The 13,441-nt window shown below is 75.2% G+C and carries 11 protein-coding genes; 5 read left to right on the top strand and 6 right to left on the bottom strand.

The genetic code is table 11. From position 1 onward, the window contains the following. Nucleotides 1–129: 129 nt before the first annotated feature. Nucleotides 130–576, bottom strand: a complete 447-nt coding sequence (locus tag ACGF5U_RS03175; RefSeq protein WP_392714784.1) for a MarR family winged helix-turn-helix transcriptional regulator — start codon at nt 574–576, stop codon at nt 130–132. 108 nt (nt 577–684) lie between these two features. Between ACGF5U_RS03175 and ACGF5U_RS03170 the strand changes: the two genes are divergently transcribed. Further along, nucleotides 685–1,704, top strand: coding sequence for an NADP-dependent oxidoreductase (locus tag ACGF5U_RS03170; protein ID WP_392714786.1), 1,020 nt, complete (start codon nt 685–687; stop codon nt 1,702–1,704). A 64-nt stretch (nt 1,705–1,768) separates the two neighbouring features. Continuing rightward, nucleotides 1,769–2,191: an organic hydroperoxide resistance protein gene (locus ACGF5U_RS03165; protein WP_392714788.1), complete on the top strand. Its 423-nt coding sequence runs from the start codon at nt 1,769–1,771 to the stop codon at nt 2,189–2,191. Nucleotides 2,192–2,458: 267 nt separating this feature from the next. On the opposite strand, the gene ACGF5U_RS03160 is transcribed toward ACGF5U_RS03165, so the two are convergent. Further along, nucleotides 2,459–3,598 (bottom strand): serine hydrolase domain-containing protein, encoded by a 1,140-nt coding sequence (locus ACGF5U_RS03160; RefSeq protein ID WP_392714984.1) that lies wholly within the window; start codon nt 3,596–3,598, stop codon nt 2,459–2,461. Nucleotides 3,599–3,682: 84 nt separating this feature from the next. Between ACGF5U_RS03160 and ACGF5U_RS03155 the strand changes: the two genes are divergently transcribed. Continuing rightward, on the top strand, nt 3,683–4,456 hold the full coding sequence (locus tag ACGF5U_RS03155) for an EI24 domain-containing protein (RefSeq protein WP_392714789.1): 774 nt from the start codon (nt 3,683–3,685) through the stop codon (nt 4,454–4,456). A gap of 20 nt (nt 4,457–4,476) precedes the next feature. On the opposite strand, the gene ACGF5U_RS03150 is transcribed toward ACGF5U_RS03155, so the two are convergent. Next, nucleotides 4,477–5,238, bottom strand: a complete 762-nt coding sequence (locus tag ACGF5U_RS03150) for a carbon-nitrogen hydrolase family protein (RefSeq protein ID WP_392714790.1) — start codon at nt 5,236–5,238, stop codon at nt 4,477–4,479. Between the two features lie 49 nt (nt 5,239–5,287). Here ACGF5U_RS03150 and ACGF5U_RS03145 point away from each other — a divergent pair, with 49 nt between their 5' ends. After that, entirely contained in the window at nt 5,288–5,899 is a 612-nt protein-coding gene (locus ACGF5U_RS03145; RefSeq protein ID WP_392714791.1) for a LysE family transporter, read from the top strand. Nucleotides 5,900–5,902: 3 nt separating this feature from the next. Here the strand turns inward: ACGF5U_RS03145 and ACGF5U_RS03140 are convergent, their stop codons facing one another. Together ACGF5U_RS03140 and ACGF5U_RS03135 are read right to left on the bottom strand one after the other, a co-directional pair. Further along, entirely contained in the window at nt 5,903–7,207 is a 1,305-nt protein-coding gene (locus ACGF5U_RS03140) for a pyroglutamyl peptidase (RefSeq protein ID WP_392714792.1), read from the bottom strand. Nucleotides 7,208–7,289: 82 nt separating this feature from the next. After that, nucleotides 7,290–7,895, bottom strand: a complete 606-nt coding sequence (locus ACGF5U_RS03135; protein WP_392714793.1) for a TetR/AcrR family transcriptional regulator — start codon at nt 7,893–7,895, stop codon at nt 7,290–7,292. A gap of 104 nt (nt 7,896–7,999) precedes the next feature. On the opposite strand from ACGF5U_RS03135, the gene ACGF5U_RS03130 reads away from it, so the two are divergent. Further along, complete coding sequence (locus ACGF5U_RS03130) at nt 8,000–10,570, top strand: beta-glucosidase (RefSeq protein ID WP_392714794.1); 2,571 nt, start codon at nt 8,000–8,002, stop codon at nt 10,568–10,570. Here the strand turns inward: ACGF5U_RS03130 and ACGF5U_RS03125 are convergent. Then, a complete protein-coding gene (locus ACGF5U_RS03125) occupies nt 10,550–13,405 on the bottom strand; it encodes an AAA family ATPase (protein WP_392714985.1) in 2,856 nt (951 codons plus the stop codon). The genes ACGF5U_RS03130 and ACGF5U_RS03125 overlap by 21 nt on opposite strands. Between the last annotated feature and the right edge of the window lie 36 nt (nt 13,406–13,441).

Genomic DNA, 13,441 nt, shown 5'->3' with positions numbered 1-13,441 from the left:
TCTGCGGGCCGACCGGTTCGAGAGCCTGTGCGCCGACCCGTCCGCGAGTCCGTGCGTCCGCCCGGGCTGCGAGCCCGCCCGGCCGCGCCGGCCGTGAGTCCGTTCGGCCGCCCCGGTCGGCGGGAGGGCTCAGCCCTCGGCCGGGGGCCGCTCCTCGCCCAGCATCCGCAGGAGCAGATCCCGCAGTACGGCGCGCTCGGCGACCGAGAGGCCGGCCAGCGGCTCGCGGGCGAAGTCCAGCGCGTCACCGAGGCGTCGTGCCGTCGCGCGGCCCTCCTCGGTCGGGGCGGCCAGCTTCACCCGGCGGTCCGCCGGGTCGGGGCGCCGCTCCACCAGGCCGCGCGCCTCCAGCCGGTCCACGATGCCCGTCACGTTGGACGGCTCGCAGCGCAGCGAGCGGGCGATCCGGCGCATCGGCAGCGGATCCAGGGTGAGCAGGCTGAGGACCCTGGCCTGCGCGCCGGTCAGCGAGTGCTGGGCGGCGGCCTGCTCGTACTCCGCGTGGTAGCGGGCCACCACCGTGCCGATGAGCTCCACGACTTCGAGGGTGAGCGCGTCTGTACGTCTGCTGGCCATGGCCTCAGGATACCCGTTTACTTGACAACCTGAAATATCGAGGCGCATGGTTGTTTCAGGTCATGAAACATTGTCCGGCCCATGGAACGTCTCAGGAGGCACCGCACCATGTCCGCTCTTCCCTCGTCCGGCCGTGAATGGCACCTCGTCGCCCGCCCGCACGGCTGGCCCAAGCCGGAGGACTTCGCCCTGCGCGAGGTTCCCGTCGCGGCGCCGGGCGAGGGCCGGATCCTGGTCCGCAACCTGCACTTCTCCGTCGACCCGTACATGCGCGGCCGGATGAACGACGTCAAGTCGTACGTGGCGCCGTTCGCGCTCGACCGGCCCATGGACGGCGGCGCGGTCGGTGAGGTCATCGCCTCCGGCGCCGAGGGCTTCGCGGTGGGCGACCACGTCCTGCACGGGCTCGGCTGGCGGGAGTACGCCGACCTGGACGCGAAGCACGCGACCAAGGTGGACGCCTCTCTCGCCCCGCTCTCCGCGTACCTCGGCGTGCTCGGCATGACGGGCCTCACGGCCTACGCGGGCCTCTTCGAGACCGCCTCCTTCAAGGAGGGCGACACGGTCTTCGTCTCCGGTGCCGCCGGTGCCGTCGGCAGCCAGGTCGGCCAGCTGGCCAGGCTCCGGGGCGCCTCGCGGGTGATCGGCTCCGCCGGCTCCGACGAGAAGGTCGAGCTGCTGACCGGGAAGTACGGTTTCGACGCCGCCTTCAACTACAAGAACGGCCCCGTGGCCGAGCAGCTGAAGGCCGCCGCCCCCGACGGCGTCGACGTCTACTTCGACAACGTCGGCGGCGAGCACCTCGAAGCGGCGATCTCGCGGATGAACGTGCACGGCCGCATCGCGATCTGCGGCATGATCGCCGGCTACAACGACACCGAGCCCGCGCCCGGCCCGCGCAACATGGCCATGATCATCGGCAAGCGGCTCCGCCTGGAGGGCCTGATGGTCCGCGACCACGCGGCGCTCCAGCCCCGGTTCGTCCAGGACGTCGCCGGCTGGCTGCGCTCCGGCGAGCTGACGTACGACGAGACCGTCGTCGAGGGCGTCGAGAACGGCGTCGAGGCGTTCCTCGGCATGCTGCGCGGTGAGAACACCGGAAAGATGATCGTTTCACTCACCCGCTAGGCTCACCTCCAGGCCGTCGCGATCGTGGGCGCGAGTCGCGGCGCATCACAGGAGGAACCCCTACATGTCCATCCAGCAGTCCGACGTCCTGTACACCGCCGTCGCCACCGCCGAGAACGGCCGGGACGGGCGGGTCGCCACGGACGACGGCGCGCTCGACGTGGTCGTCAACCCGCCCAAGGCCATGGGCGGCTCCGGCGCGGGCACCAACCCGGAGCAGCTCTTCGCCGCCGGTTACAGCGCCTGCTTCCAGGGCGCGCTCGGTGTGGTGAGCCGCCAGGAGAACGCCGACATCTCCGGCTCGAAGGTCACCGCCGAGGTCGGCATAGGCAAGAACGACGACGGTTTCGGGATCATCGTCAGGATCTCGGCGCACATCCCGAACGTGGACGTCGAGACGGCCAAGAGCCTGATCGAGAAGGCGCACCAGGTCTGCCCGTACTCCAAGGCGACCCGGGGCAACATCACGGTCGAGCTGGCCGTCTGACCGGTCGACCCGACCGGCACCACGAGGGCCGTACCCCGGCGGGGTGCGGCCCTTCGCCGTGCCCGGCGCGGCGGCTCGGGGCATCATTCCCCGCCGTGAGCCGCCTCGCCGCGTGAGCCGCCTCGCCGCGTGACCCGCCCCGCCGCCGTGACCCGCCCCGCCGCCGTGACCCGTCTCGCCGTGAGCCGCCCCGCCGCGCCCCGTCCCGCCGCCGTGACCCGCCCCTATGTGACCCGCCCCGCCGGAGCCGCCCCGGCGGCTCGCGGCTCAGCGGGTCGCCGCGCGGTGTGCCGCCAGCACCAGCCGCTCGTTCTCCGGCGCCGCCCCACCGGGGAACGCGAACCGGCGGCGCGTGTACCCGTAGGCCAGCCCCGCCCTCGGATCGGCGAACGCCTGCGAGCCGCCCGCCCCGCTGTGCCCGAACGACCCCGCGCCCAGCCACGGGTAGACGTCGGCGGTGTTCTGGAAGCCGAGCGCCAGCGACTTGTGCGCGCGGGCCACCAGATCCATGCCGTGCGAGTGGATCTGCCCGAACTCGGCGACCGTGTCCGGCTTCAGCAGCGGCGCGTGGCCCTCCAGCGCTCCGATGGCCGCCGCGTACAGCCCCGCCAGCCCGCGCGCCGACGCGACCCCGCCCACCGAAGCGGGGCCCTTGGCGCGGACCCGCCGCGTGTTGGGCAGGGACTCCAGATCGGTCGGGTGCTCCCCGTTCCTGTTGAAGGCGATCACCCCGAGGGACCCGGTCCCGTCCGCCGGCCCGGCGTCCAGCAGCGCACGCTGCTCCGGTGTCGGGTCCATGGGAAGCACGGAACGGAACCGCGGCTCGTGCTCCTCCGGCAGGCCCAGGTGGAAGTCGAGCCCGTACGGGGCGCGCACCCGCGTCTCGTACACCTCGTGCAGGGTGTGGCCGGTCGCCCGGAACACCACCTCGCCGGTCAGCGCGCCGATGTTCAGCGCGTGGTAGCCGAAGGCGGTGCCGGGGCGCCAGTACGGGCGCTGCCCGGCCACCCGCTCGGCGACGACCCGGTCGTCGGCGAGCTCTTCGGGCGTCAGCCCGGCGTCGGCGCCCACCACGCCCGCTCGATGGGCGAGCAGATCCCGCAGGGTCACACCGCCCTTGCCGCCCGCCGCGAACTCCGGCCAGTAGTGCGCCACGGCCCGGTCCAGTTCCAGGACGCCGTCCTGCACGAGCAGGGCGACGACCAGATGTGCGGCGCCCTTGGTGGAGGAGTAGACGCCGAACAGGGTGTCGCCGTCCGTGTCCGGCCCCGCCCACAGGTCCACGACGTTCCGCCCGTGCGCATGGACGGCCAACTGGCCCGCGTAGTCAGGCCGTTCCCCCGCCACCACGGCGGCGAACTCGTCCCGTACCTCCTCGAACCCCGCGGCGACGAAGCCTCGCACCATGTTCGATATCCCGGTCACGCGTGTTCCCTCCCAACCGACGACGTGGCCCGAGACTAGCGACCGTCCCTCGATAGGGTGACCTCCATGCGTGATCTCGGCAGGGGCTTCGGCTACCTCGTGAAAGGCCAGCGGTGGGTCGGCCGGCACGGCCGCTGGTTCGGCTTCGGGCTGCTGCCCGGCCTCGTCACCCTGGTCCTGTACGCCGGTGCCCTGGTCGGCCTCGGATACGGCGCTGACGACCTGACCGCCTGGGCCACGCCGTTCGCCGACGACTGGACCTCGCCGTGGCAGGGCCTGTTCCGCGGCTTCCTCACCGCGCTCGTCTTCGCCCTCGGGCTGTTCCTGGCGGTGGTCACCTTCACCGCCGTGACGCTGCTGATCGGCCAGCCCTTCTACGAGGCGCTCTCCGCGGAGGTCGAGCGCTCCGAAGGCGGTGACATCCCCACGTCCGGGCTGCCGCTCTGGCGTGAGCTGTGGATCTCCGCCTGCGACAGCCTGCGGATCCTGGGGCGGGTGGTCCTGTACGGGGTGCTGCTCTTCGCGCTCGGCTTCGTCCCCGTCCTGGGCCAGACCGTCGTCCCCGTGCTCGGCCTGTGCGTCTCCGGCTTCTTCCTGACCGAGGAGCTCACGGCGGTGGCGCTCCAGCGGCGCCGCGTCCCCCTCAAGAGCCGGCTCGCCCTGCTGCGCGGCAGCCGCATGCTGACGCTCGGCTTCGGCGCCCCGCTGGCGCTGTCCTTCCTGGTTCCGTTCGTCGCCGTCTTCCTGATGCCGGGTGCGGTCGCGGGCGCGACCCTCATGGCCCGTGAACTGGCCCCGCGTCCCGAGCAGGCCCCGCCCCTCGCCTTCCGGAAGGACTGAGGCGCGCCCACCCGAGGGTGCTACGGGATCTCGGCGCGCGCGAGCCCCGGCTCGGCCGGGCCCGCCTCCGCCAGCAGTTCGCCGTCCGGGCCCCACACCGCGCTGCGTCCGCAGCCCGTCCAGGGCCCTGCGGGACCCACGTGGTTGGCCAGCACGACGAACAGTCCTTCGCGGCGGGCGATGGCCGGATACACCGTCGCCCGCTCCTGGACGCCGCCCCCGGTCCCGTACAGCGAACTGGCCAGATGGACCCGGCAGCCGTCCGCCGCCGCGCGCTCGCCGAGTTCCGCGAAGTGGTTGTCGAAGCAGGTGGCCAGCGAGAAGCGGTGGCCGTCGAGCGTGAAACGGCCGTCCCGGTCACCGGCCGCGAAGACCTCCGCCTCCGCCTCGTACAGATGCCGCTTGTCGTACCGGGTGAGGGTCTGCCCGTCGGGGCCGATCACGTACGAGGTGATGAACGGCCGTCCTCCGCCGGGCCGTCGCTCGCCGGGCCGTCCTCCGCCGCCGGGCCGTCCTCCCGGCCGGGGCGGGCCCGGCGCGTTCACGACGGCCGCGCTGCCGGCCGCCCGGCACGCCTCGCGCAGCGGGTCGAGCCGAGGGTCGTCCGCCGCGACCCACAGGCCCGGGTCCCGGGCTATGCGGTCCGGTTCGTAGCCGGTCAGGGCGAGTTCGGCGAAGACGACGAGCCGCGCCCCCGCCTCGCGCACGAGCGCGCCCATGGTGCGGACGTTGGTGTCGATCCGGGCGGGCACGGAGCCGAACTGGGCCGCTGCGACGATCATGAGTCGATTCTGCCTTGTCATGACCGCCGCCCGTGGTGAGCATGGGCGGATGACCGAAGTGATCGCCGTCGCCGTCATCACCGTCCTGGCCGTCATCAGCCCGGGCGCCGACTTCGCCATGACCGTACGCAACAGCTATCTGTACGGCCGTACGACCGGCCTGCTCGCCGCCGTCGGCGTCGCCGCCGGCGTCCTCGTGCACGTCGCCTACACGATGCTCGGCGTCGGCCTGCTGATCGCCGCGAACACGGCGCTGTTCACGGCGATCAAGCTCGCGGGCGCGGCGTACCTCGTCTACATCGGGCTGCGCACGTTCTTCGCCCGCGCGGACCTGACCGTGGACCTGGAGTCCGGCCCCGGGCTGACGCCGTGGGGCGCGCTGCGCGCCGGTTTCCTCACCAACGTCCTCAACCCCAAGACGACCCTGTTCGTCGTCTCCACCTTCACCCAGGTCGTCGGCCCTGACACCGTGCTGTGGCAGCAGGCGGGCTACGGACTGTTCATGTCCTTCGCCCACCTGGCCTGGTTCGGTCTCGTGGCGCTGTTCTTCTCCCACGCCCGGCTGCGCGACGCGATGCTCCGCGCCCAGAAGGCCCTGAACCGGGTCATCGGCGGAACGCTGGTCGGACTGGGGGCGGCACTCGGCGTCAGCTCGGCCTGACCGTCAGCCCCGCGCGGCGGACCCGGGCGACGCGGTCGCGGCGACCGCGATGATCGCGCGGACCTGCGCCGTGATCGCCGCCCTGTTCCGCAGGTACTCCGGGTCCTGCACCGCGTCCGTGTTGCCGTCGCCGAAGCGCAGTACGGGCGTGTGCACATGACCGCCGGGCAGCCCGGACAGCCCCAGCCGGTCCCGCAGCAGGGTGGCCCGGTAGGCGATCTCGTTGGACAGGTAGTCGCCGCCGCCGCCCGCGCGGGCCGCCGAACCGGGCGTCGGCCCGTCCGGCCGGACCACCGGGTCCGCCGCGCCCGCCGGGACCTCGGTCACCCGCGTGTTGTCGTACACCGGGAAGCCGCCCGTGTCCGCGGCGACGATCTCCCGGTACGGCAGCGTCGTCGCCGTCCACTGCGGCTGCCCCGCCGGGTCGTCGACGGGCACGGTCCCGGTCACGGAGACGTTCTCGTTGTCCGGGAACCCGCCCCGCCACGCCCCGTTGAACCGCTCGATGTCGAAGCGCCCCACCCGGCCCTGGCTCACCGTGGTGAAGAGGTCCACGCGGGGCAGCTGCCGGCGCAGGGTCCGCTCCACCGTGCCGTCGGCGAAGTCCTGCCAGCGCACCGGGAAGACGGCCGCCTCGACCCGGGCCAGGGAGCCGTCCGCCGTCCGGATCAGCGTCCCGTCCAGCGCGAGCGCCGCCGCGCCCGACGGGTTGCCGATCCGGATGTCCCGGTCCAGCGTGAACGGGTCGAAGCCGGTCATCAGCACGCGCTTGATCCCCCGGCCCGCCGGGAACCGGAGGGAGTCCTGGCCGCGCGACGCCGACTCCAGCCGGCCGAGCAGCCGCGCCCGCGCCTCGTCCGTCAGCCCGAACCCCGGCTTCCAGCCGCGCAGTTCCCGCGTCATGGCCAGGCGGGCCCAGTACAGCGGCCGGTCGTCGTCACGGGCCAGGTCCCCGGGCGCGGCGCCCCGCCCCTGCGCCCGGTCCACGGCCCGCTGCCACACCCGCGACCCGTGCCGTACGACGGCATGCTCGGCCCGCGCGTACGATCCGGCCGCCGCGAGCGCCGACGCGAACTCCGGTGCCACCGTGTCGAATCCGCTGCGACGCAGGATCTCCCGGGGCACCTCCCGGTCGAGCCGCGCCTCCTCCACGGTGGGCCCGGCCGCCGTCGGCGCGGGACCGGCGGCGGACGAGGGACCGGCGGCGGACGAGGGACCGGCGGCGGACGCCGGAGCGGTGCCGAGTGCGGCGAGTGCGGCGGTGGTGAGGGCGAGAGCGAGGCCGAGCGTGGTGCGTATCGGTGACACGGGAGTCCTTCCGTCCGTCAGGTCTCGTCAGGCCCCGGAAGTATCCCGGCACACCCGCAACTCCCGCCACGGGGCGTCCGGTTCAGTCGGACGGCGGCGCGGTGCCCAGCAGACGCAGGAAGTCGCGGAAAGCCGCCGGCATGTCCACCGACTCCGGGTCCAGCAGCCACTGGTACTGCAGCCCGTCCAGGACGGCGGTCAGCAGCGGTGCCGCCCGCTCGGGTGTCAGACCGCCCGGCAGCCGGTCGCCGTACTCGGCCCGCAGCAGCGCCGCCAGGTCCTCCCGCACCTGTGTGTAGCGCCGGGTGAAGAACGCGCGGGCCGGATGCCCGTCCGTGACGCTCTCGCCGAGCAGGGCGGAGAAGGTCTGCACGACGCCGGGCCGCATGGCGTTGTACTCGACCAGGAGCGGCAGCAGGCCGAGCCTGCGGTCATCCGGGCCCCCGCTGCCCGCGCCACCCGTGTCCCACTGGTCCCGTTCCTCCAGGACCGCGACGAGCAGCGCCTCCTTGTTGGGGAAGTGGTGCAGCAGCCCCTGCTGGGTGAGGCCGACGCGCTCGGCGACCGCCGCCAGGGAGGCGCCCCGGTAGCCGCGCTCGGCGATCACGTCAAGGGCCGCGCGCACGATCTCCGCTCGCCGCCGCTCGCCGCGCGCCCTCCCGGTCGCCCGCACGCCGGACGCCTCCATCGCACCCTCCCGCAATCATCACGAACACATAACGAAGCCGACCTGTCGCTCGGCGGTGGGGTCAGTATGGACCCCCTCTCCCGACGACGACGAGGAGGTCCGCCGTGGCGGACGACGCGAAAGCCGTGGAGGCCGCGCTCCACGCACTCGACCTGGACACCAAGACCCGGCTCCTCGCCGGGCAGGACCTCTGGACCCTGCCGGCCGTCCCGGAGATCGGCCTGCGCTCCCTGGTCATGTCCGACGGGCCGGTAGGGGTGCGCGGAGTGCGCTGGACCGCCGACGACCCGTCCGTCGCGCTGCCCTCCCCGACCGCGCTCGCCGCGAGCTGGGACCCCGGACTCGCCCGCCGCGCGGGCCGCCTGCTCGCCCAGGAGGCGCGCCGCAAGGGCGTCCACGTCCTGCTGGCCCCCACGGTCAACCTGCACCGGTCCCCGCTCGGCGGCCGGCACTTCGAGGCGTACAGCGAGGACCCGTACCTCACCGGCGTGATCGGCACCGGCTATGTGCGCGGCGTCCAGGACGGCGGCGTCGCGGCCACGGTGAAGCACTTCGTCGCCAACGACGCGGAGACCGACCGCTTCACCGTCGACAACATCGTCGCCCCGCGCCCGCTGCGCGAGCTCTACCTCGCCCCCTTCGAGGCGATCGTCGAAGGCGCCGGCCCCTGGGCCGTCATGGCCGCCTACAACCAGGTCAACGGCGTCACCATGACCGCCCACGACCACCTCCAGAACGGTGTCCTGCGCGGCGAGTGGGGCTTCGACGGCGTCATCGTCTCCGACTGGCTGGCCGCCCGCGACACCAGGGCCGCCATCGAGGGCGGCCTCGACCTCGCCATGCCCGGCCCCGCCACCGTGTACGGCGAGGCGCTCGCCGCCGCCGTACGCTCCGGCGAGGTCGCGGAGCCCGCCGTGGACGAGGCCGTACGGCGGGTGCTGCGCCTCGCGGCGCGCGTCGGCGCCCTGGACGGCGTCCCGCCCGCCGTCCCCGAACCGCCCGCCAACGTGGACGGCCGGGCGCTGGCCCGCGAGATCGCCCGGCGCTCCTTCGTGCTCGTACGCAACGAACCGGTACGGGTCCGCACCGGGCCCACCGGACCCGCACGCGCCGATGCCTCCGCCCTGCCGTTCGCCGATGCCTCCGCCCGGCCGTTCGCCGACGCCCCCGCCCTGCCGCTCGACCCCGCACGCGTCCGTACGGTCGCCCTCGTCGGCGCGGCCGCCCGTGACGCCCGGATCCTCGGCGGCGGCTCCGCCCACGTCTTCCCCGACCGGGTGGTCTCCCCGCTGGACGGGCTCACCGCGGCGCTGCCGCCCGGTTCCGTCACGTACGCGGTCGGCGCCGACCCGAGCGACGAACCCGCTCCCGCCGCGCAGGGGTTCGCCCTGCGCGCGATCTGCCGCGACGGCGCGGGGCGGGTCGTCGGGGAGGCCGCCCTGCCGAGCGGTCAGGTCCAGTGGATCGGCGACGACCTGCCCGCCGGCGTCACCCACGAGAGCCTGCGGAGCGTCGAGGTGACCGGCACGTTCACCCCGCGCGAGAGCGGCGCCCATGTCTTCGGCACCCGGGGCGTCGGCCGCTTCACGCTCACCGTCGCGGGCGTCACCCTGTACGACGGCGTCCAGGAGACGGGCGACGAGACCGACCCGTTCGAGGCGTTCTTCGGAGCCCCCGCCGAGCGCGGCACCGCGCACCTGGAGGAGGGCGTCCCCGTCGAGGTGTCCCTGCTCCACCCGGTCGCCGCGGCGGCCGCCGCGCCGCTGCCCGCGGTCGCGTTCGCGCTGCTGCACCTGGGCCCGCGCCGCGATCCCGACGCGCTCATCGCGGAGGCCGCCGACACGGCCCGCGCCGCCGACGCCGCCGTCGTCGTGGTCGCCACCACCGAACGCGTCGAGTCCGAGGGGTTCGACCGCGCCGACCTGAGGCTGCCCGGCCGCCAGGACGACCTCGTCCGGGCCGTCGCCGCCGCCAACCCGCGCACGGTCGTGGTCGTCAACGCCGGGGCGCCCGTCGAGATGCCCTGGCGCGACGACGTCGCCGCCGTCCTGCTCGGCTGGTTCCCCGGCCAGGAGGGCGGCGCCGCGCTCGCCGACGTCCTCATCGGCGCCGACGAGCCGGGCGGGCGGCTGCCCACCACCTGGCCGGCCCGGCTCGCCGACGCCCCGGTCACCGACGTCACCCCCACGAACGGGAAACTCCCCTACGACGAGGGCCTGTTCGTCGGCTACCGCGCCTGGGACAGGACCGCGACCGCCCCCGCGTACCCCTTCGGGCACGGCCTCGGCTACACCACCTGGGAGTACGAGTCCCTGGAGGTCACCCCGACGGCCGCCAGGGTCCGCGTCCGCAACACCGGGTCCCGGGCGGGCCGCGAGGTCGTCCAGGTGTACCTGGCCCCGACCCCGGAGCTCGCCGCCGACACCGTGGAACGCCCCGCGCGGATCCTCGCCGGGTTCGCGAGCGTGGCCGCCGGCCCCGGCGAGGCCGTCGACGCCGACATCGTGCTGCCGCGCCGGGCGTTCGAGGTCTGGGACGAGGCCGCCCACAGCTGGACGGCCGTCCCCGGCGCGTACGAGATCAGGGCGGGCCGCTCGCTGACCGACTGCCGCCTGAGCGTGACACTGGACTGGTCGGCCCCCGGCACCCCGGCGTCACCCCGGGGCGGGGCGTGACGCGTTGAGGGCCGTCGCCAGCTGCGACCGGGAGCGGACGTCGAGCTTCTGGTAGATCCGGGTCAGCCGCGCCTCGACCGTCTTCACGCTCAGGAACAGCCGGGCCGCCGCCTCCTGGTTGCTCGCGCCCTGCCCCACGAGCCGGGCCAGCCGCAGCTCCGCGTCCGTGAGCCGGGCCAGCGCACCGCCCCCGGCCGGTGCCGGCTCGGCCCGCGACGGGCTCTCCGCGGCGAGTTCCAGCCATGGCAGGGCACCCGCCCGTTCGAACACGCCGGCCGCCGCCTGGAGCGCCTGCTGCGCGGCCGACCGCCTGCGCCGCCGGCGCTCCACCCTGGCCAGCGCGATCAGACAGCGCCCCTGCTCCAGGACGAGCCCGTGCCCGGCGAACCGGTCGGCGGTCTCCACGAGCAGGGCCACCGCCTCGTCGACCTTGCCGCCCGCCGCGAGGCACAGCGCGTACACGCGGTCGCAGCCGAGGAGGACCGTGGCGCGGCCGAGCCGCTCCGCCACCGGGCCGACATCGGCGAGGAGCTCCTCCGCCTCCTCGCGGGCGTCCCCGGCGAGCAGCGCCTCGGCCAGCTCCTCGTGCCAGCGCAGCATGGACGGGTCGACGGCGCACTGCGCGTTCTCCTCGTCCTGGACGCGGCGCAGCGTCTCCAGCGCCCCGGCCACGTCGCCGGTGATCAGCTGGACCCGGCCGAGGGCGTACAGGCTGCGGGCGAGGAAGACGTGGTCGCCCTCCTCCTCCGACGCCTGGACGCTGCGCCGGGCGTAGCTGACGGCCCGCGCGAAGCTGCCGCCCGCCGTCTCGGCCAGCGCGAGCGCGAACCAGGCGGGTCCTGGCGACAGCCCCGCCTCCAGGGTCAGGGCGAGCGACCGCCCCGCGTGCGCGAGGGCGGCGGCGCACTGGCCGCGCCGGGACTCGATCTCGGCGAGCGTACGGAACAGCTCGATGGCGTCCTCGACGGGCCCGCGCCGCTCGACCAGCGGGAGCAGCGCGTGGAGCTGGTCCCGGGCCTCGGTGAGCCGGTCGTCGAACAGGGCGTGCCGGATCGTCAGTATCTGGGCCGCGTTGTGGACACCCAGCGGCCGGTCGGCCATCTCCAGGGCACGGGCCTCGGTGAGGACCCGCTCGGCGTCCGGCGAGCCCAGCACCCGGTCCATCCGGGCCTGCTGGGTGAGCGCCTGTGCCGCCGTGTGCCGGTCGCCCACGGACGAGGCGAGCGCGGCGGACTCGACGGCCGCGGTCCTGGACCGTACCGGGTCGCCGTCCGCGAGGACGTACTTCACGGCGAGCCTCAGCTGCACGGCCGCGCGCAGCGCCGGTTCGCCCTCGGAGTCCTCCATGGCGTGCACGTACAGCTCGTCGAGGTCGGTGAGCCCCTGCCCCGCGGTGTCCAGCACGGCGAGCCTGGCCCGTACCCGCTGGGCGGGTGTGGCGTCCCGGGCGAGCAGGTCGGCGGCGGCGCGCACCGCGAGGTCGGCGCGGGCCGCGCGGGCGGCCTCCTCGGCGGCGTCCACCAGCCGGGCGGGCCGCCGTTCCGCCGGCGCGGCGGGCTCGGGGGGCGTCGACTCGGCGGCCAGCAGGGCCAGTTCGGCGGCGAGGGCGCTGTCGCCGCGCCTGCGGGCGGTCTCGGCGGCCGACGCGACCTCGGCGGCGAGCGCCTCGTCGGGCACGTCGGTGGCGAGCGCCCGGTGCCGTACCGCCTCGACGGGGTCGTCCGCGACCCGGGCGAGCGCGGCGTGGCCCCGGCTCCGCTCGGTCCAGCAGGTGTCGTGGACGAGCGTGGAGGGCAGCAGTCCGGCCGTGAACGCGACCGTGCCGTCCTCGCCGAGCGAGATGAGGCCCGCGCGTTCGGCGGCGGCGAGGTCGGCCTCGGCGGCGGGCCGCCCGGCGCGGCGGATCAGCGCGGCCGTCGGGCGCAGGGCCAGCGCCGCGAGCAGCAGCGTGGCGCGTACGGCGGGCGAGGCAGGCGCGAGCATGCGGCGGGCCAGGTCGCGGGCCCGGCCGGACAGGGGCAGGGCCTCCGTGTGGTGGACGGGGACGCGCGCGTCGGCGAGGGTGCGGCCGACCGCGAGCGCGAGCCGGGGGTTGCCGCCGCTGGCGCGGTGGATGCGCCCGGCCATCCGGGACGGCAGCCGGTGGTGGACGAGGAGCTCGGCTATCTCGTCGGCGTGCAGGGGCGGTACGAGCAGCACGTCGGCCTCGGACGCCACCCACAGGGACCGGGCGGCGGTGTCGCCCGCCTCCCCGTCGCCGCGGTCGCCGTCGGGGCCGTCGCCCGGCCCGTAGGGGGCGGGGGTCTCCACGGCGAGGACCCGCAGCGCGGCCGGGGCGAGGTGGAGCGCGAAGCGGAGCAGGTCGGCGCTGTCGGCGTCGATGCGCTGGGCGTCGTCGACGACGAGGAGGACGGGTTCCCGCTCGGCGAGGGTGCGCAGGATCCGGGCGACGCCAAGCCGGAGGGCGATCGGGTCCCAGCCGGCCTCGGGGGCCGCGGCCTCGCGGCAGAGCACCGCGACGGCGCTCCGCTGCGGGCCGGGGAGCCCCTCCAGGGCGTGGGCGGGCACGGACGCGACGAGCGCCGCGGCGGCCGCCCCCGCCATGTCGCGGTCCGAGGGCTGCGGGGCGAGCCAGAGGACGGTCTCGCCGCGGGCCGCTGCCCGCGCGGCGGCCGCCTGCGCGACCTCGGTCTTGCCGATGCCCGCGGGGCCGGTGAGCAGGGCGCGGCCCCGGGTGCCCAGGACCCGGTCGAGCCGGGCGAGGAGATCGGCGCGGCCGACGGGCGCTGTGCCGCCGCCCGGCGGGACGAGACCGGTGGGCGCTGGCCCGTCCACCGGCGTGGAGAGGTACGGCGTCGACCTCACGTGCCA

Source organism: Streptomyces sp. NPDC047886 (assembly GCF_043204435.1).
Classification (GTDB): Bacteria; Actinomycetota; Actinomycetes; order Streptomycetales; family Streptomycetaceae; genus Streptomyces.
The sequence above is the reverse complement of the archived record's forward strand: the minus strand, read 5'-3'. Positions and strand labels throughout refer to the sequence as shown.

What these genes read in the sequence shown, in the direction of transcription:
- ACGF5U_RS03135 (WP_392714793.1), bottom strand. Translation starts at nt 7,895, where the DNA reads ATGGAGGCGTCCGGCGTGCGGGCGACCGGGAGGGCGCGCGGCGAGCGG.
- ACGF5U_RS03160 (WP_392714984.1), bottom strand. Translation starts at nt 3,598, where the DNA reads ATGGTGCGAGGCTTCGTCGCCGCGGGGTTCGAGGAGGTACGGGACGAG.
- ACGF5U_RS03170 (WP_392714786.1), top strand. Translation starts at nt 685, where the DNA reads ATGTCCGCTCTTCCCTCGTCCGGCCGTGAATGGCACCTCGTCGCCCGC.
- ACGF5U_RS03145 (WP_392714791.1), top strand. Translation starts at nt 5,288, where the DNA reads ATGACCGAAGTGATCGCCGTCGCCGTCATCACCGTCCTGGCCGTCATC.
- ACGF5U_RS03150 (WP_392714790.1), bottom strand. Translation starts at nt 5,238, where the DNA reads ATGATCGTCGCAGCGGCCCAGTTCGGCTCCGTGCCCGCCCGGATCGAC.
- ACGF5U_RS03155 (WP_392714789.1), top strand. Translation starts at nt 3,683, where the DNA reads ATGCGTGATCTCGGCAGGGGCTTCGGCTACCTCGTGAAAGGCCAGCGG.
- ACGF5U_RS03175 (WP_392714784.1), bottom strand. Translation starts at nt 576, where the DNA reads ATGGCCAGCAGACGTACAGACGCGCTCACCCTCGAAGTCGTGGAGCTC.
- ACGF5U_RS03165 (WP_392714788.1), top strand. Translation starts at nt 1,769, where the DNA reads ATGTCCATCCAGCAGTCCGACGTCCTGTACACCGCCGTCGCCACCGCC.